This window comes from Agrococcus sp. UYP10, from assembly GCF_040547205.1.
Lineage (GTDB): Bacteria > Actinomycetota > Actinomycetes > Actinomycetales > Microbacteriaceae > Agrococcus > Agrococcus jenensis.
Genome location: NZ_JBEPPG010000001.1, coordinates 2625608 through 2646865, shown reverse-complemented (window position 1 = coordinate 2646865; position 21258 = coordinate 2625608). Strand labels below are relative to the sequence as shown.

Genomic DNA, 21258 nt, shown 5'->3' with positions numbered 1-21258 from the left:
GGATCCGCACGTGGAGCCGTCCCGGAGCAGGTGGCGCCCATACTGGGACCGACCACACGGACTCGACGGGATGGGGATGCGATGGAGCAGCGGACGCTCGGACGGACGGGGCGCAGTGTCTCGGTGATCGGCCTCGGCACCTGGCAGCTCGGCGCCGACTGGGGCGACGTCAGCGAGCAGGACGCCATCGCTGTGCTGCGCGCGGCGCACGACAGCGGGGTCCGCTTCTTCGACACGGCCGACGTCTACGGCGATGGCCGGAGCGAGCGGATCATCGGCGCGTTCCTGCGCGAGCTGGGCGACCACGACGTGGTCGTCGCGACGAAGGCCGGGCGCCGGGTGGAGCAGCTGCCCGAGCACTACACCCTCGAGCACCTGCGGTCGTGGGTGGACCGGTCGCGCGAGAACCTGGGCGTCGAGCGCCTCGACCTCGTGCAGCTCCACTGCCCGCCGACCGCCGTCTACAGCCAGGACGGGGTGTTCGACGCGCTCGACGTGCTCGTCGCCGAGGAGCGCATCGCGGCCTACGGCGTGAGCGTCGAGACCCGCGCGGAGGCGCTCGCCGCGATCGCCCGGCCGGGCGTCGCATCCGTGCAGCTGATCCTCAACATGCTGCGGCTCGCGCCGCTCGAGGCGGTGCTGCCCGCCGCCGCCGACGCGAACGTCGGCATCATCGTGCGGGTGCCGCTCGCGAGCGGCCTGCTGTCGGGGAAGTACGACGAGCGCACGACCTTCGCAGAGGACGACCACCGCACCTACAACCGGGAGGGGCAGGCGTTCGACATCGGCGAGACCTTCTCGGGCGTGCCGTTCGAGACGGGCCTCGAGGCGGTCAGGAGGCTCGCGCCGCTCGTGCCCGCGGAGGCGACCATGGCGCAGTTCGCGCTCCGTTGGATCATCGACCAGCCGGGCGTCAGCACGGTGATCCCCGGCGCGCGGAGCGTCGAGCAGGCGCGGAGCAACGCTGCCGCCGCGGAGCTGCCGCCGCTGTCGGAAGAGGCGCTCGCGGGCGTCGAGCAGGTCTACGACGAGGTCATCGCCCCGCACGTCGCCGGCCGCTGGTGATGCTCAGCGGGGTCGGCCGTACGCGTCCAGGAGCCGCAGCCACACCTCGCTGATCGTCGGGTACGCGGGCACGGCATGCCACAGCCGGTCGATCGGCACCTCGCCCACGATGGCGATCGTCGCGGCGTGGAGCAGCTCGGCGACGTCCTGGCCCACGAACGTCGCGCCGATGACGACCTGCCGCTGCTCGTCGACGACGAGCTTCGCCCTGCCTGTGTAGCCGTCGGCCTGGAGGCTCGCGCCCGCCACCTGGCCGAGGTCGTGCTCGACCGCCCGGACCTCCATGCCGGCCTCGCGCGCCTGCGCCTCGGTGAGCCCGACGGCGGCCACCTCTGGGTCCGAGAACACCACCCGCGGCACCGCGCCGTGGTCGGCGGTCGCGACGTGCTGCCCCCAGGGGTCGTCGGCGACGGGGGAGCCGTCGAGGCGCGCCGCGATGGCCTCACCGGCCGCCCGCGCCTGGTACTTGCCCTGGTGCGTCAGCAGCGCTCGTCCGTTCGCGTCGCCGACCAGGTAGAGCCAGTCGGTGCCGACGACGAGCATGGTGTCGTCGACGGCGAGGTCGGTGCCGAGACCGACGTCGTCCAGTCCGAGGTCGTCGAGGGCCGGGCGACGGCCTGTCGCGACGAGGAGCTCCTCCGCCTCGAGCCGGCCGCCGTCCTCGAGCTCGATCGTGACGATCCCGTCGTCGCCTCGGTCGACGCGGGTAGGGGTGGCGCCATCGCGCACGTCCACGCCCTCGTCGCGGAGCGCGTCGGCGACGAGGTCGCCGACGAACGGCTCCTCGCGGCGGAGCAGGCCGCCGCGGGCGAGCAGCGTGACGCGAGCGCCCAAGGACGAGAACGCGAAGGCCAGCTCGACGCCGGACACGCCGCCGCCGATGACGACGAGGCGGTCGGGCATCTGATCGGCGGAGGTCGCCTCGCGCGTTCCCCACGGGGCTGCATCCGCGAGGCCGGGGATGTCGGGCATCGTCGGCACCGAGCCGGTCGCGAGCGCGATCGCGCGCGCCGAGCACGTGCGGTCGCCCACCTGCACGAGGCCCTGGCCGACGAGGCGCGCTCGCCCTCTGATCAGGTCGATCCCGGCGGACGCGACCCAGTCGGCCTGCCCCGAGTCGTCCCAGTCGCTCGTGAACGACGTGCGCCGCGCGAGGACGGCGGGAGCGTCGATCCCGCCGGTGACGGCCTCGTGCGCGCCCGCGACGCGGCGGGCGGCGCGGAGCGCGTGACCCGAGCGCAGCAGGGCCTTCGACGGCATGCAGGCCCAGTACGAGCACTCGCCGCCGACGAGCTCGGACTCCACCAGCGCGACCCGAGCCCCGCGCCGCGCGGCGTAGTCGGCCACGTTCTCCCCGACGGCGCCCGCGCCGATGACGATGAGGTCGTAGTCGTGCGAGCCGTGCTCCGAGGTGGTCATGCTGCATCCTCTCGCGCACGTCCGACGTCCGTCGAGCGGCGCGCGTCGCGGGTCCAGCCGGACCGAGCCTCGCGTGCGTCAGAATCGACCCATGCGCGACGAGCCACCGGGTCATCGCGGCGGCGGCTGGGCGGGTGAGTACGCGCTCGTGCTCGGCGTCGTCGCGCTCGTCTGCGCGCTCGTGCCCGTGGTCAGCGACCTCATCGCCGGCCCCCTCGGCGCGGTCGCGATCGTGCTGGGGCTCGTCGGCGTGCGCCGCCACCAGGCGGGTCGCGACCGGCGCGTCGCGCCCGCGATCCTCGGCGTCGTGCTGGGCACGCTCGTGCTCTGCGTCGTCGCGATCATGTTCGCGGCCTCGCACACCTGAGCGGCCTCAGGCCGCGCCCGGCACGCGGACCAGCCTCGACACGGGTCGCGCGGGCCACGATGATGGACTCGTGCTCGATCCCTCGCTGCTCATCGGCCTGGCATGGGCGGCGGGCATCCTCGTCGTCGGCGGCTTCATCGTCTTCGAGCTGCGCGCGCCCGACCGGCCGGACGGCAGCTCGATCGCTCGCGTCGCGACGGTCGTCGCGATCCCGGTCGCCGTGACCGGGGCCTGCTTCGTGCTGCTCGCGTGGGCGGCGGGGCTGGACTGAGCCCGCCGCGGCGCTCACTCCTCGATCGCGCCGCCGAGGCCCCGCAGGTGCTCGCGGAAGCCGATGCCGCGCTCGCTGCGCGCCGCGAGGTACGCCGTGAAGCGCAGCTGCTCGCGCAGCGACGTGCCCGACGCCATGGCGGCCGCCTGCCGGCGCTCGGTGTCGCGGATGGCCGCGGCGGCATCGGCCACGGCGCCCGCGTGCTCGAGCCCCACGAGGATGACGCCGTCGTCGTCGATGAGCACGAGGTCGTCGCGGGTCGCCTCATGCTCGCCGCAGTTGGCGCGCTCGAGCGCGTCCACGGGCTGCGGCTCGGCCGACGCCGGTCCGGTCGGCGACGTCCCGAGGCTCACGATCGGGAGGCCGATCTCGCGCAGCTCCGGGGTGTCGCGGTGGAGGCCCCAGATGACGACCCCGGCGATCCCGGCGCCGACCGCCTCGAGCGCGACGAGGTCGCCGACGCAGGCCCGATCCGTGCGGCCGCCGTCGTCGACGACGAGCACGTCGCCGGGCTCTGCGTGCTCCATCGCCTCGAGGAACACGTCGACGCTGCCGGTGTGCTGCGCCGGCAGCGCTCGCCCGACGACGTGCACACCGCTCTGCACGGCGCGCATGCCGCTCGGCGCGCACCGCACGGGCAGCCCGAGGCGCATGCACGCGTCGGCGACGTGCGGCGTGGACAGCGCTGCGAACGGGGCGAGGAGCTCGGCGGTCACGATGCTCCGAGCCTCGGGCGTCAGCCCTCGTCGGCGAGCGGCTCGAGCGTCAGGAACAGCCCGCCGTAGGGCGGCAGGCTCACGCTGAAGCTCTGCAGGTCGTCGACGTGGCCGATGCTGTCGCCGGTCGCGGCGTCGATGACGTCGCACTGGGTCTGGAGCGCCTCCGAGTGCACGGTGCCCTCGATCGCCTCGCCCGAGAAGTTGAGCACCGTCACCTGGATGCGCGCATCCTCGTCGGTGTGGTCGCCGTCGTCGAGCCGGTGCACGAGCACGAGCATGGCCGGGTGCGCGACGTGCGGCACGTCGAGCTGCGTGGCGGTCGCGATGCCGCCCTCGCGGCGGATCGTGAGCACGTCGGCGAGGCCGTTGAGGAACGAGTCCGGCTGCTCGATCTGCGACGGCAGCGAGCCGTAGAGCGCGCGGCCGCGCGGCATCCCGGCCGCCGATCCCGCGGCGTCGGGCGCCGCATCCATGAGGTCGTGGGCGCCGCGCTCGATCCAGCGGGTGTCGCCGGTCGCGATGAGGTCCTGCACCTGGTCGGCCGGCACGGTGAGCATGCCGGTGAGGTCCCAGCCCGAGAGCGCGAAGACGCCCGGCTGCCACGCGTTGTACTTCGCGAGCAGCAGGTGGGCGTCGCGGATCGCGGGGATCGCGTCGTCGGTGATCTCGTCGAGCGTCGCGAACCCCTGCGTCGCCGCGATGAGCGACGCCGTGGTGCAGGCGATGCCGTTCTGCGTGAACACCCGGTTGTAGTCGGCGCTGCCGGTGAGCGCCTCGGTGAGCTCTGCGCGGATGAGCTCGGCGAGCGAGCCGCCGGAGATCTCCTCGTGCCGGAAGACGTACGTGTCGTCGCGGTGGCGCGTCGCCCAGTGCACGAGCTCGTAGGTGAGCTCGTCGTGGTTCTGCAGCCCGTGCACGAGCCCGACCGGCTCGACGCCGAGGTCGAGCGACGTCATGAGCGTCAGCCGCAGGAACTCCGTGTGGCCGGTCGCGAGCGCGTGGTGGTAGCCCGGGCGGCTGACGAAGTCGTACGACAGGTCGGCGCCGACGGCACCGGTGTCGCGGATGTCCTCGATGGTCAGGTTGAGCTCCTGGAACGTGAAGCCGCCCACCTTGCGCACCATGCCCGAGATGATGTGATTCGCCGCGTGCGAGAGCGGGTGCCCCTCCGACCACGCCGGCAGGCCCTCCGCGCTCTTCTCGACGCCGAGGAACCCGTTCGCGTCGAGGCGCAGGGCGCTCGTGCCGAGGTCACCGAGCGAGTGCAGGGCATCACCGATGACGAGGCGCATGCCGGCGAAGGTGGGGTCGAGCCAGTTGATCGACGGCTGGCCCTCCTTGAAGTAGTGCAGGTACACCCAGCGGCGCTCGTTGCCGTCGACGCCCAGCACCGGCGCGGTCGCGCTCCAGTTCGTCTCCTTCACGCCCGGCGTGTAGAAGATCACGCGCTGCAGCTCGCCGATGATGTAGCCGCGCTCGGCGAGCTCGCGCTCGCACGCCGCGTCGAGGTTCACCGCGTCGCGGCCCTCCGGCACGTCGGGCAGCAGGTGCCAGTCCTCCGGCGGGATCTCGACCATGTGGTAGATGCCGGGGTAGTCCTTGAACGCCATCTCGGCGAGCCGGAAGTCGGCGCCCTTGCCCGTGTGGCCGGGCACGATGTCGTCGATGATGCTGCCGTTGTGCGAGTCGGCGACGTCGGAGAGGCGGCGGAACGCCTCCTCGCTGCCGAAGGCCGGGTCGATCTGGGTGCTGATGCGGTCGAAGTGGCCGTCGACGCTCGGCGTCTCGCGCCAGTCGGTGATGCCGCCGGCGCGCTTCACCGGGCCGGTGTGGAGGCCGTTGATGCCGACGTGCTCGAACGCGGCCCAGAGCGCGTCGTCGCCGAGCGCCTCCAGGAACGACTGCCCGGGCCGCGTGATGAGCGAGATCGGGTAGGCCGTGAACCAGACGTCGCTCGTGCCGATCGCGCGGCGCGCATCCGGTCGCGCGTAGGGGTTGCGCCACATCGAGGGCTGCCCCGACAGCTGGCGGCTCAGGACGTCGGAGTCCTTGAGCATCGACTGCCGCACGAGCCACTCGACGTACGAGGGGTTCGAGGCGTTGGCCGTGCGCGGGTCGGTGCTGAACCGCCGCACGCTGCCGCCGCGGAACTGGTCGCGCGGGCGCAGCCGTCGGGGACGAGCGGGGTAGCGCTGCTCGTCGTAGGTGATCTCGGTGCCGTGCTCGTCGGGCTCATCCACGTGTGCAGTCCTATCACGACAGCTCGGGCGGGACTCGTGTGCGACGCGGTCGGGGCGGATGCGCGCGCGGCGTGCCGCCGCTCGTCGCGCCTGCGAGGATCGTGGCATGCGCGCCCTCATCCTCGACGCCGTCCGCGGCACGCCCGCGGTCCGCGACGTGCCGACGCCTGTGCCGCCGCCCGGCGGCGTCGTGGTGCGGGTGATGGCGACCGGGCTGTGCCGCAGCGACTGGCACGCGTGGGCGGGTCACGACGACATCGACTTCCCGCATGTGCCGGGGCACGAGCTCGCCGGCGTCGTGGCCGCGGTGGCCGACGACGTGGTCGCCTGGCGGGTGGGCGACCGCGTGACGGTGCCCTTCGTGTGCGGCTGCGGCCGGTGCGCGTGGTGCCTCGCGGGCGAGGCGCAGGTGTGCCCGCAGCAGGAGCAGCCCGGCTTCACCCACTGGGGCTCGTTCGCCGAGCAGGTGGCGCTGCACGCCGCGGACGCGAACCTCGTGCGCATCCCCGACGGCGTCGACTTCGCGACCGCCGCGAGCCTCGGCTGCCGCTTCGCGACCGCGTACCGCGCCCTCGTCAGCCGGGCGCGCGTGGAGGCGGGGGAGTGGGTGACCGTCGTGGGCGCGGGCGGCGTCGGGCTCAGCGCCGTGATGATCGCCCGGGCGCTCGGCGCCCGGCCCATCGCGGTCGACCGCAACCCGGCAGCGCTCGAGCTCGCGCTGCAGCTGGGCGCCGAGCACGCCGTGCTCGCCGACGGCACCGACGTGCCCGCCGCGGTCGCAGCGATCACCGGCGGCGGCAGCCACGTCGCGGTCGACGCCGTCGGCAGCGAGCAGACGAGCGCGGATGCCCTGCTGAGCCTGCGCCGGCGCGGCCGGCACGTGCAGATCGGCCTGCTGCCGCCCGTCGATGGGCACCCGCGCGTGCCGATGTCGCGCGTCATCGCGTGGGAGCTCGACGTGCTCGGCAGCCACGGGATGGCGGCGCGGGACTACCCGGGCATGCTCGCGCTCATCGAGCGCGGCGTGCTCGCGCCGCAGCGGCTCGTCGAGCGGACGGTGGGGCTCGACGAGCTCGTGACGCTGCTGCCCGGGTTCGATCGCGCGACGGCGGCGGGCATCACGATGGTGGACCCCCGCCTGGGCGGACCGGACGCGTAGGACGACCCAGCCCGGCTCGCGTCACCCGGGCTTCGTGGCGCGGATGCGCTCGATCGTGCCGAGCTTCAGCCGCTCGTCCTCGTCGATCGTGAACCCGGCCGCCTCGACGAGCGGGAGCTGCCGACGCGTGAAGTGCTCGCCCGCGACCCGCACGCTCACGAGCTCGACGAGGCGCTGAGCGGCGCGCAGCGGCCACGCGCTGCTCGCCACGTGGTCGAGCAGCAGCAACCGGCCGCCCGGCACGAGCACGCGGTGCATCTCGCGGATCGCGGCGGCAGGCTGCGGGATGCTGCAGAGCGCGAGCGCGCAGACGACCGTGTCGAAGGCGGCGTCGTCGAAGGGCAGCCCCTGCGCATCGGCCTCGAGCAGCGTCACCGGGCGGCCGAGCGCCGCCATGCGCGAGCGCGCCTCGGCGAGCATCCCTGGGCTGATGTCGACGCCGGTGACGACCGCGTCGGCGGGGTAGTGCGGCACGTTCGTGCCGGTGCCGACCCCCACCTCGAGCACCCGGCCGCGGGCCCGCGCGCCGAGCCACTCGCGGCCGCCGGTGAACCAGACGCGCTCGAGCCGCGCCATGCTCGCGTCGTAGTCCGGCGCCGCGCGGTCCCAGACCCGCCGCTGGAGGGCTGCGTCGTCGTCGTCGCCGCGATGCGCCATGCCGTCCTCCTCCGCGTTCTCGCCTTCTTCGGGGGCCGCCGTGCAGCCGCCTCCGCGATGGCGTCGAGCGAGGGGGCGACCTACGCTGGCACCGTACGCCCGCCGCGGCCATCGCGGGGAGGCAGTGCGCTGATCCGGAGGTGCCCCATGGCCACGACGCGGACGCCCGCGCTCCCGCCGCGCTGGTTCATCCGCGGCGCATGGGTCGCCCATCGACTGCTCTATCGCACGACCAGGCGCGGGCTGCGGCGCGCGCGCCCCGGCGTCATGGGCATGCTGCGGCTGCGCACGACGGGTCGGCGCTCCGGCGAGGAGCGCATCGCGATCATCGGCTACATGGACCACGCCGGCGCCTTCGTGACGCTCGCCATGAACGGCTGGGCGGCGGCCGACCCGGCCTGGTGGCTCAACCTGCAGGCGCACCCGGACGCGTGGGCCGACACGGTCGACGGCGTCGTGCGGGTGCGCGCCCGTGAGGCGCTCGGCGACGAGCGCGCGCAGCTGTGGGCGGCGATCGCGCGCCTCGAGGGCTGGGGAGACATCGCTGCAGCCGCGCAGCTGCGGCCGCACACCGCGGTCGTGGTGCTCGAGCGCCTCTGACGCACCTCGCAGGGACGCGAGCGGCAGACGCACCAGAATGGACGGATGCGCGATCCCGAGCACTGGTCCCTGTCGGCGATGTGGTGGCACGTCTACCCGCTCGGATTCACGGGCGCGCAGATCCGCGACCGGGATGATCCCGAGGGCGAGCCGATCGTGCACCGGCTGCCCCGCCTCGAGGCGTGGCTCGACCACGTCGTCGAGCTCGGGCTGAACGGCATCGCGCTCGGTCCGGTGTTCGCGAGCACGACGCACGGCTACGACACGACCGACCACTTCCGCATCGACCCGCGGCTCGGCGACGACGCCGACTTCGACAGCCTGGTCGCGGCGGCGCACGAGCGCGGCATCCGCGTGCTGCTCGACGGCGTCTTCAACCACGTCGGGCGCGAGCACCCTGCGTTCCGGGCGGCGCTCGCGGATCCCGGCAGCGATGAGGCGGCGCTCTTCCAGCTCGGTGCGGGCGGCGACGCCGAGGTCTTCGAGGGCCACGAGGCGCTCGTCGCGCTCGACCACGCGGGCGATGCCGCCGCCGAGCTCGTGACGCGCGCCATGGTGCACTGGCTCGACCGCGGCATCGACGGCTGGCGGCTCGACGCCGCTTACAGCGTGCCGAGCGCGTTCTGGGCGCGCGTGCTGCCCGCGGTGCGCGAGCAGCACCCGGACGCGTGGTTCCTCGGCGAGGTCATCCACGGCGAGTACGCCGAGATCGTCGAGTCGTCGACGATGGACGCGGTCACGCAGTACGAGCTGTGGCAGGGCATCTGGCACAGCCTCGCCGAGCGCAACCTCTTCGAGCTCGAGCACGCGATCGGCCGCCACAACGCGCTGCTCGCGACGTTCGTGCCCTACACCTTCCTCGGCAACCACGACGTGACGCGCATCGCGACCTCGGTCGGCCCCGACCTCGTGCCGCACGCGCTCGCGGTGCTGTGCACGGTCGCGGGCACGCCGTCGGTGTACGCGGGCGACGAGCTGGGCCTCGAGGGGCTGAAGGAGGAGCGCTGGGGCGGCGACGACGCCATCCGACCGGAGTTCCCCGAGCGACCGACGCCCGCCGACGAGCTCGACGACGCGACGCGCGGCGTGCTCGACCTGCACCGCACGCTGATCGCGGTCCGCCGCCGGCACCCGTGGCTCACGCGCGCGCACACCGACGTCGTCGTCGTCGAGAACGGCACGATCGTGCTGCGCACGGCGACCGCGGATGCGGCGATCGTCACGGCGCTGAACGTCACCGACGCGGCTGTGCGCCTCCCGGTCGCCGACGCGACGCAGGTGCTCGCCGGCGACGGTGAGCTCGCGGGCGATCGCGTGGTGCTCCCGCCGCGTGGCTGGGCGGTGCTCAGCAGCTGACGCGCAACGACGCCGACTACCGCCGCAGCACGCCCTCGACCTGCGCCCCGAGGTGGTGGCCGTCGCGGTCGATCCAGTAGCGGCGCTGCAGGCGCAGGGCGACGACGCTCGAGGTGGAGCGCACGTCGCGCCGGCTGCCGAGGTCGTCGAGCACGAAGCGCGAGAGGTCGGCGGGACCTGCGAACACGGCGTAGAGGCTCACCGGCGCGTCGCCCGTGACGGTGCTCAGCAGCCGCACGCTGGGGTGGTCGACGAGCGAGTCGAGCAGCGACTGCACCGCTCGAGGCCGCACGTCGATCGAGACGACCGCGTTGAGCGGGTAGCCGACGAGCTCCGGCTGGATCTCGACCCGCGGCGAGACGGCACCGGTCGCGAGCAGCATCCGGATGGCCCGTGACGCCGTCGACGGGGAGGTGCCGACCTGCCGCGCCACCTCGGCCGCCGAGACGCGCGCGTTCGCGCCGAGCGCCCGCATCGTCTGGAACTCCAGCTCCGACAGGTCGTCGAGGCTCCGCAGCGGCGGCTCCGAGACGGGGGTGCGGTGCTGCTCGAGCGTCGCGACCTGCTCGTCGGCCAGCCGCTGGAACCGCCACGACTGGCCGACCTTGGCCGACTCGAGGATCATGCGGCTGTCGATCGCGCGCACGCCGGGGATGGACGGGATGCGCTCGGTGAGCAGCTCCTCCGGATCGGAGCCGCGCAGCGGGTAGAGGTTGGCGTAGATGTCGGCCGGTCCGCTCGCGTGCATCGCGAACTGGACATCCGGGATGCGCAGCAGCTGCTCGAGCACCGCGCGCGACTCGCCCGGGGCCGAGGTGATCCAGAGCTCGAAGGGGTTGCTCGAGGTGATGAGCTGCCACGCGTAGCGGCCGACAGTGCGGAGCAGGTGGTCCTGCTGCATGCGCGCCAGCCGACGGTTGGCGGTGCTCGTGGGCATGCCGAGGACGTCGGCGAGCACTGCCGTCGGCACGCGCGGCGCGATGTGCAGCGCGGCGACGATGTCGAGGTCGGTCGCGTCGAGGAGGGCCGGAAGCTCGCCGGGCGGGAAGCGCTGCATGGCCTCACGATACCGAGGGCGCGGCGTCGCCATCGGCGCAATTGGCGAAGATTGCCGTTACGCGCTCGAAACCTGATCGGAATGCCCATGACGCTTGCGCCGCGCTACGGTTCTGCCTATAGTCGGCGGAGATGGTGACGCGGAAGCGGCATCGATCGCCTCAAGGGAGAGCACATGGAATCGCAGCAGCCGTGGCAGTGGACCGAAGCGGAGTGGCGCTCGCACGTCGAGCACGTGCGCGCCGGCGCATCGCTCGTGAGCGACGACCCCGCAGCCCGATGGCCCGGGGGTGCGCGCGTCGCGGTCGCCCTGTCGTTCGACTCCGACCACGAGACGCCGTCGCTGCGCGACGGCGAGACGTCACCCGGCCGGATGGCCCAGGGGGAGTACGGCGCGCGCGTCGCGGTGCCGCGCATCCTCGAGCTGCTGCGCCGCCACGAGGCGCCCGCCTCGTTCTACATGCCCGCCGTCTGCGCCCTGCTGCGCCCCGACGAGGCGCCCGGCTACGTCGCCGCGGGCCACGAGCTCGCGGTGCACGGCTGGATCCACGAGCGCAACACGGCGCTCACGTACGAGGACGAGCTCGACCTCGTCGGTCGCAGCCTCGACGTGCTCGAGTCGCAGACCGGTGTGCGCCCCACCGGCATCCGCACCCCGTCGTGGGACTTCTCCGCGAGCACGCTGCGCGTCATCCGCGAGCTCGGCTTCGCGTACGACTCGTCGCTCATGGCCGACTCGGAGCCCTACGAGCTGCTCGAGCGCGGCGAGCGGACAGGCGTCGTCGAGATCCCCGTCGAGTGGATCCGCGACGACGCGCCGTACCTGATGATGGACCGCTTCGGCGGCCTCCGCCCCCACATGCCGCCCCGCCAGCTGACGCAGATCTGGATCGACGAGTTCGATGCAGCGCGCGCGGAGGGCGGCCTCTTCCAGCTCACGATGCACCCGCACATCATCGGGCACCGCTCGCGGATCCGGATCCTGGACGACCTCCTGGCCCACATCCGCTCCTTCGACGACGTCTGGATCGGCACGCACGCCGACCTCGCATCGCACGTCCGCACCCTCCTCTGACCCGCAGCACCTCGAGAGAAGCAGCCATGACCACCACCATCAGCGAGACCGTCCACCAGACGAAGCTCAGCAAGAAGGGCCGCAAGGCCATCGTCGCCGGCAGCATCGGCAACGCCGTCGAGTTCGTCGACTGGGCGATCTACTCGACCTTCTCGTCGATCTTCGCCCACCACTTCTTCCCGCCCGGCGACGACATCGCCGCCCTGCTCTCGACCCTCGCGATCTTCGCCGTCGGCTTCATCATGCGCCCTGTCGGCGCGGCCGTCATGGGCTCGTACGCCGATCGCCACGGTCGCAAGCGAGGGCTGCTCTTCACGATCACCCTGATGGCCGTCGCCACCCTCGCGATCGGCCTCGCGCCCACCTACGAGCAGGTCGGCATCGCGGCGCCGCTGCTGCTGGTGCTCGCGCGCCTCGCGCAGGGCTTCGCCGCGGGCGGCGAGTTCGGCTCGGCCTCCGCCTTCCTGGTCGAGTCGGCCGCGCCCAAGCGCCGGGCCTTCGCCGGCTCGTGGCAGCAGGTCTCGGTGGCCGCCGGCGTGCTCATCGCCTCCGGCGTCGGCACCGTCATCACCACGACGCTGCCGGACGACGCGATCGACAGCTACGGCTGGCGCATCGCCTTCATCTTCGCCGCGTCGCTCGGCTTCGTCGGGCTGTGGCTGCGCCGCTCGGTCGAGGAGACCGACTCGTTCGCGACGGGCAAGCAGCGCGTGCAGCAGGCCGCGTCGCCGCGTCGCCACAACGCCTTCGTCCGCATGATCGTCGACCACCCGGGTGCGAGCCTGCGCGTCTTCGGCATCACCATCGCCGGCACGCTGCTCTACTACATGTGGGTCAACTTCATGCCGACGTACGCGTCGGTGACCACGGGCATCCCGCTGAACCTCGCCCTGCTCGCCAACGTCATCGCCATGATCGTCTTCATCGTGCTGCTGCCGTTCGGCGGCCTGCTGTCCGACAAGATCGGGCGCAAGCCCACGATGGCGATGTTCGCCGGCGGCTTCCTGATCTTCGCCTGGCCCGCCTTCACGCTGCTCAACGGTGACTTCTGGACCCTGCTCGCCATCGAGCTCATCGGCGTCGTCCTGCTCGTCGGCTACTCCGCGAACTGCGCGGTCATCATGGCCGAGCAGTTCCCGCCGGAGGTCCGCGCCACCGGCATCGGCCTGCCCTACGCGCTCGCCGTCGCGATCTTCGGCGGCACCGCGCCCTACATCACCACCTGGATGAACACGAGCGGATTCGGCGACTGGGTGTGGGCGTACGCGTCCGCCGCTGCCGCCATCGGCCTCGTCGTCTACCTGACGATGCCCGAGACCAAGGGCAAGGAGCTCGATTGATGCGCCACGTGCTCGTCACCGGCGCCGGCAGCGGGATCGGCAGGGAGGTCGCCATCGCGTTCGCGCGCGGCGGCGACGCCCTGACGCTCGTCGACCTGCACGCGGCACCGCTCGAGGAGACCGCGCAGGCTGTGCGCACCGCCGGGGGCGCCTCGTGCACCACGATCGCGGCCGACCTGCGCGGCGAGCACGCGCATGTCGAGGTGATGGACGCCGCCTGGGCGCACGCGCCCGTCGACGTGCTCGTCTCGAGCGCCGGCGTCTACCCGGCGACGCCCTTCCTCGAGCTCGACGCGCGCACGTGGGACTTCGTGCTCGACGTGAACAGCCGAGCACCGGTGCTGCTCACCGTCGCCCTCGCCACGCGGGCGATCGCGGCGGGCAGGCAGGCGAGCGTCGTGAACATCTCGTCGGGCGCGGCACTGCGCGCCCGGCCGGGGGCGGCGCCGTACTCGACGTCGAAGGCGGCACTCGAGGCGGCGACGCGCGCCTCGGCGCTCGAGCTCGGCCAGCACGGCATCCGCGTGAACGCGGTCGCGCCCGGGTTCGTCGAGGTCGGCAGCGACGTCAATCCCGTCACAGAGGAGTACGCCGACGCCGTCGGTGGCACGCCGCTCGGCCGGCGCGGGAAGCCCGCCGACATCGCACGCGCGGTCGTGTGGATCGCCGGCGACGAGGCGGAGTGGATCACCGGCGAGGTGCTGCGCGTGGACGGCGGATCGTCCACCGGCGCATGGCACCTGCCGCAGCATTGGACGGCCATCGGCCAGGAGGAGGGTCTCGCATGACCTCGCAGTACACGATCGTCGGCGCGGGCGCCATCGGGGGCACCCTCGCGGTGCACCTGCACCTCGCGGGAGCCGACGTGCAGCTCATCGACGCCGACGCCGCGCACGTCGCGGCCGTGCGCGAGCACGGCCTGCGCATCGAGCAGCCGAGCGGCGCGCTGCTCGCACAGCTGCCGATCAGGACCCCGGAGGAGGCGCCAGAGCAGCTCGGCGCCGTCCTGCTCGCGGTGAAGGCGCAGGCGACCGACGGCGTCGCCGCCTGGATCGCGCCGCGGCTCGCCGACGACGGCTGGGTCGCGTCGATGCAGAACGGCCTCAACGAGGCGACGATCGCGTCGCACGTCGGCGCCGAACGGACCGTGGCCGCGTTCGTCGACCTCTTCGCCGACGTGATCGGCCCCGGGGTCGTGCAGGACGGCGGCATCGGCGCGATCGCGCTCGGCGAGCACGCCGGCCCGGTGAGCGACCGCGTGCGCACCCTCGCCCACGACCTCCGGCACTGGGGCGAGCCGATCGTCACCGACAACGTCGACGGCTTCCTCTGGTCGAAGCTCGGCTTCGGCGCGATGCTCGTCGCGACCGCGCTCGCCGACGCCGACATGGGCGACCTCATCGACCGGCACCGCACGGGCATGCACGCGCTCGTGCGCGAGGTGCTGTCCGTCGCGACGGCGGAGGGCATCGCCCTCGAGGGGTTCGACGCCTTCGTGCCGGGCGACTACCTCGCCGGCGACGCCGAGGCCGACGCCGCGACCGACGGCCTCGTCGCGTGGCTCGCCACGCAGACGAAGAAGCGGTCCGGGATCTGGCGCGACATCGCCGTGCGCGGTCGTCGCACCGAGGTGCCGACGCAGTACGGACCGGTCGTGGCCGCGGGGGAGCGGCACGGCATCCCGACGCCGCTCACCGCCTGGCTCGTGGACGCGATCGTGCGGCTCGAGACGGGCGCGATCGCGATGGACGAGGCGCACCTCGCAGAGCTCGACGGGATGGCGGCAGCATGAGCGCGGTCCGCACGTACATCGAGGATGCGCGCGACGCGATGGTCGCCGACCTCGTCGCGTACCTCGAGCAGGAGACGCCCTCGGACGACCGCGCCGCGCTCGACGCGGGGCTCGACTGGGTGCGCGGCTGGGTCGCCGAGCGCCTGGGCGCCCCCGATGCCGAGCGGATCGTCGACGGCGGCCCGCACGGCGACATCGCGATCCTCGACATCGCCGCGAGCGGCGGCGCCGGGCAGGTCGCGATCCTCTGCCACTACGACACGGTCTGGCCGCTCGGCACGCTCGCCGGCTGGCCCGTCAGCATCGAGGGCGACCGGCTGACCGGTCCCGGCGCGTTCGACATGAAGTCGGGGCTCGTGCAGGCGGTCTGGGCCATCCGCGCCGCCCGCGCCGCCGGGCTGCCCCTGCCCGCCATCCGCCTCGTGCTCAACGGCGACGAGGAGATCGGGTCGCCCGCCTCCCGCCCCGTGATCGAGGCGGAGGTCGTCGACTGCGACGCGGTGCTCGTCTTCGAGGCGAGCGCGGAGGGCGCGCTCAAGACCGCGCGGAAGGGCGTCGGCATCTTCGAGGTGACGGCGCGGGGCATCGAGGGCCACGCGGGCCTCGATCCCGAGCGCGGCGTGAGCGCGATCGACGAGATCGCGCGCGTGGTGCTCGCGCTGCACGGCGCGAGCGACCTCGCCGCGGGCACGAGCGTCAACGTCGGCACGCTGCACGGCGGCTCGCGATCCAACGTCACGGCGGGCACGGCGACGGCGCTCGTCGACGTGCGCGTGTCGGACGACGCGGAGCGGGCCAGGATCGACGCGCTGCTCGCGGAGCTCGCCCCGCACCGCGACGGCGCCTCCGTCGAGGTCGCCGGCGGCTGGAACCGCCCGGTGATGCCGCGGTCCGACGGCACCGCACGGCTGTTCGCGCTCGCCGAGTCGGCGGCGGAGGAGCTCGGCACCGCGGTGCGCGAGATCTCGGTCGGCGGCGCGAGCGACGGCAACTTCGCCGCAGCGCTCGGGCTGCCCGTCCTCGACGGCCTCGGCGCGGTCGGCGACGGCGCGCACGCGCGGCACGAGTGGATCAGCATCGACGGGATGCTCGAGCGCAGCGCCATCGCGGCGCTCGTCCTGGGGCGGCTCGGGAGCGCCGAGCCCGTGGTCGAGGCGGCGTCGGCGGCGTCGCGGTGAGCGTGTCGATCACCGATCCCATCGAGGTGCGCGGCCTGCGCGTGCGCAACCGCATCTGGATCGCACCGATGTGCCAGTACTCGGTGATGGCCTACGACGGCGTCCCGACCGCATGGCACCGGGTGCACTACGGCGCGCTGGCCTCCGGCGGCACCGGGATGCTCGTGGTCGAGGCCACCGCTGTCGTGCCGGACGGGCGGATCACCCGGCAGGACACCGGTCTGTGGAACGACGAGCAGCGCGACGCCTGGCGGCCGATCGTCGACTTCGCGCGCCAGGCGGGTGCCGCGATCGGGGTGCAGCTCAGCCACGCCGGCGCCAAGGCCAGCACCTTCGCCGGGTTCGGCAGGGACGGTGATCGCCGCGGCTCCGTGCCGATCGGCGACGGCGGTTGGCAGACGGTCTCCGCCTCCGACGAGGCGATCCTCGGCCTCGCGGCGCCGCGGGCGCTCGCCACGAGCGAGCTGGACGGGATCGTCGCCGCCTTCGTCGCGGCGGCCCACCGCGCGGTCGAGGCCGGCTTCGACGTCGTCGAGGTGCACGGCGCGCACGGCTACCTGCTGCACCAGTTCCTCTCGCCGCTGACCAACCGCCGCACCGACGGGTACGGCGGCGACCTCGCCGGGCGCGCGAGGCTCCTCCTCGACGTCGTGCGGGCCATCCGTGCCGAGCTGCCGGCGCTGCCGGTGCTCGTGCGCCTCTCGGCGACCGACTGGACCGACGGCGGGCTCGACGAGCAGCAGGCGGCGCAGGTCGCGGCCTGGGCGCTCGAGGCGGGCGCAGACTTCGTCGACGCGTCCTCCGGCGGGGTCGTGCTCGCCGAGATCCCGGTCGGCCCCGGCTACCAGGTGCACCTCGCCGAGCGCATCGCGGCGGAGGGCGTGCCGGTGTCGGCCGTCGGCCTCATCGAGACCGCGGAGCAGGCGAACGCCGTGCTGCGCGGCGGCGTTGCGGCGGTGCGCGTCGGGCGAGCGGCGCTCCGCGACCCGAACCTGCCGATCCGCTGGGCGGGGGAGCTCGGCGTCGACGTCGACTGGCATCCGCAGCAGTACCGGCGCGCGTACTGAGCGACGCCCCGTCACCGACGGGTGGTCGCACGCGCGAGGGGTGGGCCCGCAAGCCCACCCCTCGCCCGCAGGCCCACCTCTCGCGGGGGGCCGCCGCCGATCAGGGCAGGGCGTTGCGGTCGGCCGCAGCCGCCGCGCTCACCCGGGACTCCCCGGGCTTGAGCGCCACGATCTGGCCCGTGCGGGTGAACTCCTCGTCGACCTCCTCGTCGTGGCGGTGCACGATGAGGCTGATGACGATCGCGACCAGCAGGTTGAGCACGAAGCCCGGCACGATCTCGTAGAGCGTGAAGAAGCCGATGTCGGTCGCCTGCTCGATCGCGTCCCAGATGAACACGGTCGCGGCGCCGACGATCATGCCGGCGAGCGCGCCCCAGTTCGAGAGCCTCCGCCAGAAGAGGCTCAGCAGCACGATCGGGCCGAAGGCGGCGCCGAACCCGGCCCAGGCGAAGCCGACGAGGCCGAGGATCGTGTCGGACGGGGTGATCGCCAGGACCGCGGCGACCGCGGCGACGCCGAGCACGCACGCCCGGCCGAGGAGCACGAGCACCTTCTGCGACGGCTGCCGCTTCACGAAGACCTGGAAGAGGTCCTCGACGAGCGCCGACGAGCAGACGATGAGCTGGCTCGAGAGCGTCGACATGATGGCCGCGAGCACCGCGGCGAGCACGAGACCGGCGACGAAGGGGTGCAGCAGCGCCTGCGACATCGCGAGCACGACCGTCTCGGGGTTCGCGAGCTCCGTGCCGGACTGCTGGATGTAGGCGATGCCGACGAAGCCCGAGACCACCGCGCCCACGAGCGAGATGATCATCCAGCTCAGGCCGATGCGGCGCGCGGGCCGGGCAGCGGCGACCGACTTGAGCGCCATGAAGCGCACGATGATGTGCGGCTGGCCGACGTAGCCGAGGCCCCACGCGAGCGACGAGATGATCCCGAGGATCACCATGCCGTCGACGTCGGCCGGGATCAGGCCCGACAGCTCCGCGCCCGAGGCCGTGATGCCCTCCTGCACGCCCTGCAGGCCGCCCACCGTGACGAAGGCGATGACGGGGATGATGATGAGCGCGAGGAACATCATCACGCCCTGCACCACGTCGGTGAGGGATGCCCCGAGGAAGCCGCCGAAGAGCGTGTAGAGCAGCGTGACGCCGCTCACGAGCAGCATGCCCCAGATGTAGTTCGCGCCGAAGGTCGACTCGAAGAAGACGCCGCCTGCGACCATCCCGGACGAGACGTAGAAGGTGAAGAAGATCAGGATGATGAGACCCGAGACGATGCGCAGCGCCCGGGAGCGGTCGCGCAGCCGGTTCTCGAAGAAGCTCGGGATCGTGATCGAGTTGCGAGCGACCTCGGTGTAGGCGCGCAGCCGCGGCGCGACCAGCTTCCAGTTGAGGTAGGCGCCGATCGTGAGACCGATCGCGATCCACGCCTCGATCAGGCCGGCGGCGTAGATCGCTCCTGGCAGGCCGAGCAGCAGCCAGCCCGACATGTCGGACGCGCCCGCGGACAGCGCGGCGGTGAACGGGCTCAGCTCGCGTCCGGCGAGCATGTAGTCCTCGTGGCTCTTCGTCTTGCGAGCGGCGTAGACACCGATGCCGATCATGGCGGCGAAGTACAGCGCGATCGCGAGCAGCTGGAAGGTCATGTCCGACATCGTCGTCTCCTCAGGTCAAGACCCAGCCTACGCAGGGTGGGGACACAGCAACACATGGCACAGGTCGCCGCTAGTGGATGCAGGCGCTGCTGGACCCGGTCCCAGCAGGGCCTCCCTGCAGCAGCCGACGTGCGGTGGAGTGGATGCCATGCAGATCCAGCCACAGCAGCCCACCGTCAAGAACCCGCCCGAGTGGTTCACCGGCGACGTCTGGCTCGACCCCGTCGCCAGCCCACAGCAGGAGGGTCAGCGCATGAGCGCGGGCCTCGTGCGCTTCGCGCCCTGCGCGGGCACCGCATGGCACTCGCATCCGGGCGGGCAGACGCTCCGCGTCGTCGAGGGCGTCGCCTCGATGCAGGCGCGCGGCGGCGAAGTCGTCGAGGTGCGCGCGGGCCAGACCGTCGTCACCCCGCCCGGCGAGGAGCACTGGCACGGCGCGGCACCCGACAGCTTCATGACCCACCTCGCGCTGTGGGAGACGCCCGACGGCGAGCCGAGCGCGATCTGGGGCGACCACGTCTCGGATGAGGAGTACCGCGCGCCGCGCTGACAGCGTCGGGTGCGGCGCGACGGATGTGTGACGAAGCGTGACCGGGGGAGTCGATGCACGCGCCGAGCGTCGGTAGCGTCGCGACCACTCGTCCCCGTCACCGGAAGGTCACCATGCCCCGCATCGACGTCTCGCACGCCGGCAGCCTGCCCCGCACGCCCGAGCTGCTCGCGGCCAACGCCGCCCGCACGCTCGCGGCCGACGGCCTCACCCTCGAGCGCACCCCTGAGCTCGAGTCGCTGCTCACCGCCGCGGTCGCCGACCTCGTGCGCCGCCAGCGCGAGCTGGGCGTGACGATCGTCGGCGACGGCGAGTACGGCAAGGCGATGTCGAGCGCGCAGGACTACGGCGCCTGGTGGAGCTACGTCTTCCAGCGCGTCGCGGGCCTCGAGGTCACCGGCGAGGACATCTTCACCGAGGCGCCGCAGCGCTCGGCGCCCGGCGACATCCGCCTGACGTCGTTCCCCGACCGTCGCGACTGGGTGCGGTTCGCCGACGCCTACCTCGACCCGGAGCACCCGCTGCTCGAGTCGACGCCAGCGACGGCGTTCCCGGCCACCACCGGGGCGCTCCGCTACATCGGCCAGGACGCCATCGCCGCCGACATCGCGAACCTGCAGGCGGGCCTCGCCGGATCGGGCGCCGAGCAGGGCTTCCTCACGGCCCTGTCTCCGGGCTCGGCGTCGCGCATCGCCAACCGCCACTACGGCAGCGAGGAGGAGCACATCTGGGCGTGGGCCGAGGTGCTGCGCGAGGAGTACCGGGCCATCGTCGACGCCGGCCTCATCGTGCAGATCGACGACCCCTCGCTCGCCGAGAACTTCGACCAGATCAACCCCGAGCCGTCGATCGAGGACTACCTCGACTTCACGCGCATCCGCGTCGAGGCGCTCAACCACGCGATCCGTGGGCTCCCCGAGGAGCAGGTGCGCCTGCACCTCTGCTGGGGCTCGTGGCACGGCCCGCACACGACCGACATCGGCCTCGCCGAGATCGTCGACCTCGTGCTCGAGGTCAACGCGGGCAGCTACTCGTTCGAGGCGGCGAACGCGCGCCACGAGCACGAGTGGCGCGTCTGGGAGCAGGTCGCCCTGCCCGACGGCAAGCGCATCGCGCCGGGCGTCATCGGCCACGCGACGAACGTGGTCGAGCATCCAGAGCTCGTCGCCGACCGCATCGAGCGGTTCGCGCGCATCGTCGGCCCGGAGCGCGTCATCGCGTCGACCGACTGCGGGCTGGGGGGACGCATCCACCCGTCCATCGCCGTCGCCAAGCTCGAGTCGCTCGGTCGTGGCGCGCTGCTCGCGGAGCAGCGCCTGGGCGCCTCGGTCTCGATCGTCTGACCCGCCGGTCAGGCGCGCCGGAGCGCGGCGGCGGCGTGCACCGTCGCCGCGCTCAGGCCGGGTCCGTCGGACCCGTCGTCAGTCGGATGATGCGTCGACCGCGGCGCCGGCGTCGTCGAGGACGAACGTCACCTCGAGGTTGACCTGCCACGACGTGATGCTGCCGTCCTTGATGTTGACGACGTGGTCCTTGACCCAGGCGCCCTCGATCCCTCGGAGCGTCTGCCCCGCCCGGGCGATGCCCTGCGTGATCGCGTCCTCGAAGCTCTGCTCCGAGCGAGCGCTGATCGTCGTGATGCGTGCCACAGATGCCATTGCCGTCCTCCTTGACCGCGATGCGGGGAAGC

Annotated in this window: 21 protein-coding genes; 14 read left to right on the top strand and 7 right to left on the bottom strand. The window is 73.1% G+C overall.

Annotation, left to right across the window (positions count from 1 at the left end; all coding sequences use genetic code 11):
* Positions 1-81: 81 nt before the first annotated feature.
* Positions 82-1065 (top strand): aldo/keto reductase, encoded by a 984-nt coding sequence (locus ABIB37_RS13000; RefSeq protein ID WP_354261023.1) that lies wholly within the window; start codon positions 82-84, stop codon positions 1063-1065.
* Between the two features lie 3 nt (positions 1066-1068).
* On the opposite strand, the gene ABIB37_RS12995 is transcribed toward ABIB37_RS13000, so the two are convergent.
* Entirely contained in the window at positions 1069-2484 is a 1416-nt protein-coding gene (locus ABIB37_RS12995) for a dihydrolipoyl dehydrogenase family protein (RefSeq protein ID WP_354261021.1), read from the bottom strand.
* 91 nt (positions 2485-2575) lie between these two features.
* On the opposite strand from ABIB37_RS12995, the gene ABIB37_RS12990 reads away from it, so the two are divergent.
* Both ABIB37_RS12990 and ABIB37_RS12985 read left to right on the top strand, forming a co-directional pair.
* Entirely contained in the window at positions 2576-2851 is a 276-nt protein-coding gene (locus ABIB37_RS12990; RefSeq protein ID WP_354261019.1) for a hypothetical protein, read from the top strand.
* A 70-nt stretch (positions 2852-2921) separates the two neighbouring features.
* Positions 2922-3122 carry a hypothetical protein gene (locus ABIB37_RS12985; protein WP_354261017.1) on the top strand — a complete coding sequence of 67 codons (201 nt, stop codon included), beginning with the start codon at positions 2922-2924 and terminating at the stop codon, positions 3120-3122.
* Between the two features lie 14 nt (positions 3123-3136).
* Here ABIB37_RS12985 and ABIB37_RS12980 read toward each other — a convergent pair whose 3' ends face one another.
* Both ABIB37_RS12980 and treS read right to left on the bottom strand, forming a co-directional pair.
* Positions 3137-3838 (bottom strand): RraA family protein, encoded by a 702-nt coding sequence (locus ABIB37_RS12980; RefSeq protein WP_354261015.1) that lies wholly within the window; start codon positions 3836-3838, stop codon positions 3137-3139.
* Between the two features lie 20 nt (positions 3839-3858).
* Positions 3859-6189 (bottom strand): maltose alpha-D-glucosyltransferase, encoded by a 2331-nt coding sequence (gene treS / locus ABIB37_RS12975; protein WP_502914054.1) that lies wholly within the window; start codon positions 6187-6189, stop codon positions 3859-3861.
* Between treS and ABIB37_RS12970 the strand changes: the two genes are divergently transcribed.
* Complete coding sequence (locus ABIB37_RS12970; RefSeq protein WP_354261011.1) at positions 6188-7240, top strand: zinc-binding dehydrogenase; 1053 nt, start codon at positions 6188-6190, stop codon at positions 7238-7240. The two genes, treS and ABIB37_RS12970, sit on opposite strands and share 2 nt — an antisense overlap.
* A 21-nt stretch (positions 7241-7261) precedes the next feature.
* On the opposite strand, the gene ABIB37_RS12965 is transcribed toward ABIB37_RS12970, so the two are convergent.
* The gene (locus ABIB37_RS12965; RefSeq protein ID WP_354261009.1) at positions 7262-7897 is read right to left on the bottom strand and encodes a class I SAM-dependent methyltransferase; all 636 of its coding nucleotides are present in this window, start codon (positions 7895-7897) and stop codon (positions 7262-7264) included.
* 147 nt (positions 7898-8044) lie between these two features.
* Here ABIB37_RS12965 and ABIB37_RS12960 point away from each other — a divergent pair, with 147 nt between their 5' ends.
* Together ABIB37_RS12960 and ABIB37_RS12955 are read left to right on the top strand one after the other, a co-directional pair.
* Positions 8045-8497 (top strand): nitroreductase/quinone reductase family protein, encoded by a 453-nt coding sequence (locus ABIB37_RS12960; RefSeq protein ID WP_354261007.1) that lies wholly within the window; start codon positions 8045-8047, stop codon positions 8495-8497.
* A gap of 45 nt (positions 8498-8542) precedes the next feature.
* Entirely contained in the window at positions 8543-9853 is a 1311-nt protein-coding gene (locus ABIB37_RS12955; protein WP_354261005.1) for an alpha-amylase family glycosyl hydrolase, read from the top strand.
* Between the two features lie 16 nt (positions 9854-9869).
* On the opposite strand, the gene ABIB37_RS12950 is transcribed toward ABIB37_RS12955, so the two are convergent.
* Positions 9870-10910, bottom strand: a complete 1041-nt coding sequence (locus ABIB37_RS12950) for an Lrp/AsnC family transcriptional regulator (protein ID WP_354261003.1) — start codon at positions 10908-10910, stop codon at positions 9870-9872.
* Positions 10911-11084: 174 nt separating this feature from the next.
* Between ABIB37_RS12950 and ABIB37_RS12945 the strand changes: the two genes are divergently transcribed.
* The 6 genes from ABIB37_RS12945 to ABIB37_RS12920 are packed head-to-tail and all read left to right on the top strand — an operon-like array spanning position 11085 to position 17361.
* The gene (locus ABIB37_RS12945) at positions 11085-11984 is read left to right on the top strand and encodes a polysaccharide deacetylase family protein (protein WP_123697780.1); all 900 of its coding nucleotides are present in this window, start codon (positions 11085-11087) and stop codon (positions 11982-11984) included.
* A gap of 26 nt (positions 11985-12010) precedes the next feature.
* Positions 12011-13324 carry an MFS transporter gene (locus ABIB37_RS12940; protein WP_354261001.1) on the top strand — a complete coding sequence of 438 codons (1314 nt, stop codon included), beginning with the start codon at positions 12011-12013 and terminating at the stop codon, positions 13322-13324.
* On the top strand, positions 13324-14112 hold the full coding sequence (locus ABIB37_RS12935) for an SDR family NAD(P)-dependent oxidoreductase (protein WP_354260999.1): 789 nt from the start codon (positions 13324-13326) through the stop codon (positions 14110-14112). Before ABIB37_RS12940 ends, ABIB37_RS12935 begins: the two co-directional genes overlap by 1 nt.
* Positions 14109-15116, top strand: coding sequence for a ketopantoate reductase family protein (locus ABIB37_RS12930; protein ID WP_354260997.1), 1008 nt, complete (start codon positions 14109-14111; stop codon positions 15114-15116). The genes ABIB37_RS12935 and ABIB37_RS12930 overlap by 4 nt, the downstream gene beginning before the upstream one ends.
* Complete coding sequence (locus ABIB37_RS12925; RefSeq protein WP_354260995.1) at positions 15113-16294, top strand: M20 family metallopeptidase; 1182 nt, start codon at positions 15113-15115, stop codon at positions 16292-16294. The genes ABIB37_RS12930 and ABIB37_RS12925 overlap by 4 nt, the downstream gene beginning before the upstream one ends.
* The gene (locus ABIB37_RS12920; protein WP_354260993.1) at positions 16291-17361 is read left to right on the top strand and encodes an oxidoreductase; all 1071 of its coding nucleotides are present in this window, start codon (positions 16291-16293) and stop codon (positions 17359-17361) included. The genes ABIB37_RS12925 and ABIB37_RS12920 overlap by 4 nt, the downstream gene beginning before the upstream one ends.
* 100 nt (positions 17362-17461) lie before the next feature.
* Here ABIB37_RS12920 and putP read toward each other — a convergent pair whose 3' ends face one another.
* On the bottom strand, positions 17462-19018 hold the full coding sequence (gene putP, locus ABIB37_RS12915) for a sodium/proline symporter PutP (protein ID WP_354260991.1): 1557 nt from the start codon (positions 19016-19018) through the stop codon (positions 17462-17464).
* 148 nt (positions 19019-19166) lie between these two features.
* On the opposite strand from putP, the gene ABIB37_RS12910 reads away from it, so the two are divergent.
* Together ABIB37_RS12910 and ABIB37_RS12905 are read left to right on the top strand one after the other, a co-directional pair.
* On the top strand, positions 19167-19568 hold the full coding sequence (locus ABIB37_RS12910; RefSeq protein ID WP_354260989.1) for a (R)-mandelonitrile lyase: 402 nt from the start codon (positions 19167-19169) through the stop codon (positions 19566-19568).
* A gap of 113 nt (positions 19569-19681) precedes the next feature.
* Entirely contained in the window at positions 19682-20911 is a 1230-nt protein-coding gene (locus tag ABIB37_RS12905) for a cobalamin-independent methionine synthase II family protein (protein WP_354260987.1), read from the top strand.
* Positions 20912-20989: 78 nt separating this feature from the next.
* Here the strand turns inward: ABIB37_RS12905 and ABIB37_RS12900 are convergent, their stop codons facing one another.
* Positions 20990-21226, bottom strand: coding sequence for a dodecin family protein (locus ABIB37_RS12900; RefSeq protein WP_354260985.1), 237 nt, complete (start codon positions 21224-21226; stop codon positions 20990-20992).
* Positions 21227-21258: the final 32 nt, after the last annotated feature.

Bases quoted from the DNA above. Each gene is read 5' to 3' on its own strand.
- ABIB37_RS13000 (WP_354261023.1), top strand. From the start codon at position 82: ATGGAGCAGCGGACGCTCGGACGGACGGGGCGCAGTGTCTCGGTGATC.
- ABIB37_RS12995 (WP_354261021.1), bottom strand. From the start codon at position 2,484: ATGACCACCTCGGAGCACGGCTCGCACGACTACGACCTCATCGTCATC.
- ABIB37_RS12990 (WP_354261019.1), top strand. From the start codon at position 2,576: ATGCGCGACGAGCCACCGGGTCATCGCGGCGGCGGCTGGGCGGGTGAG.
- ABIB37_RS12970 (WP_354261011.1), top strand. From the start codon at position 6,188: ATGCGCGCCCTCATCCTCGACGCCGTCCGCGGCACGCCCGCGGTCCGC.
- treS (WP_502914054.1), bottom strand. From the start codon at position 6,189: ATGCCACGATCCTCGCAGGCGCGACGAGCGGCGGCACGCCGCGCGCGC.
- ABIB37_RS12965 (WP_354261009.1), bottom strand. From the start codon at position 7,897: ATGGCGCATCGCGGCGACGACGACGACGCAGCCCTCCAGCGGCGGGTC.
- ABIB37_RS12960 (WP_354261007.1), top strand. From the start codon at position 8,045: ATGGCCACGACGCGGACGCCCGCGCTCCCGCCGCGCTGGTTCATCCGC.
- ABIB37_RS12955 (WP_354261005.1), top strand. From the start codon at position 8,543: ATGCGCGATCCCGAGCACTGGTCCCTGTCGGCGATGTGGTGGCACGTC.
- ABIB37_RS12950 (WP_354261003.1), bottom strand. From the start codon at position 10,910: ATGCAGCGCTTCCCGCCCGGCGAGCTTCCGGCCCTCCTCGACGCGACC.
- ABIB37_RS12945 (WP_123697780.1), top strand. From the start codon at position 11,085: ATGGAATCGCAGCAGCCGTGGCAGTGGACCGAAGCGGAGTGGCGCTCG.
- ABIB37_RS12940 (WP_354261001.1), top strand. From the start codon at position 12,011: ATGACCACCACCATCAGCGAGACCGTCCACCAGACGAAGCTCAGCAAG.
- ABIB37_RS12935 (WP_354260999.1), top strand. From the start codon at position 13,324: ATGCGCCACGTGCTCGTCACCGGCGCCGGCAGCGGGATCGGCAGGGAG.
- ABIB37_RS12930 (WP_354260997.1), top strand. From the start codon at position 14,109: ATGACCTCGCAGTACACGATCGTCGGCGCGGGCGCCATCGGGGGCACC.
- ABIB37_RS12925 (WP_354260995.1), top strand. From the start codon at position 15,113: ATGAGCGCGGTCCGCACGTACATCGAGGATGCGCGCGACGCGATGGTC.
- putP (WP_354260991.1), bottom strand. From the start codon at position 19,018: ATGTCGGACATGACCTTCCAGCTGCTCGCGATCGCGCTGTACTTCGCC.
- ABIB37_RS12910 (WP_354260989.1), top strand. From the start codon at position 19,167: ATGCAGATCCAGCCACAGCAGCCCACCGTCAAGAACCCGCCCGAGTGG.
- ABIB37_RS12905 (WP_354260987.1), top strand. From the start codon at position 19,682: ATGCCCCGCATCGACGTCTCGCACGCCGGCAGCCTGCCCCGCACGCCC.
- ABIB37_RS12900 (WP_354260985.1), bottom strand. From the start codon at position 21,226: ATGGCATCTGTGGCACGCATCACGACGATCAGCGCTCGCTCGGAGCAG.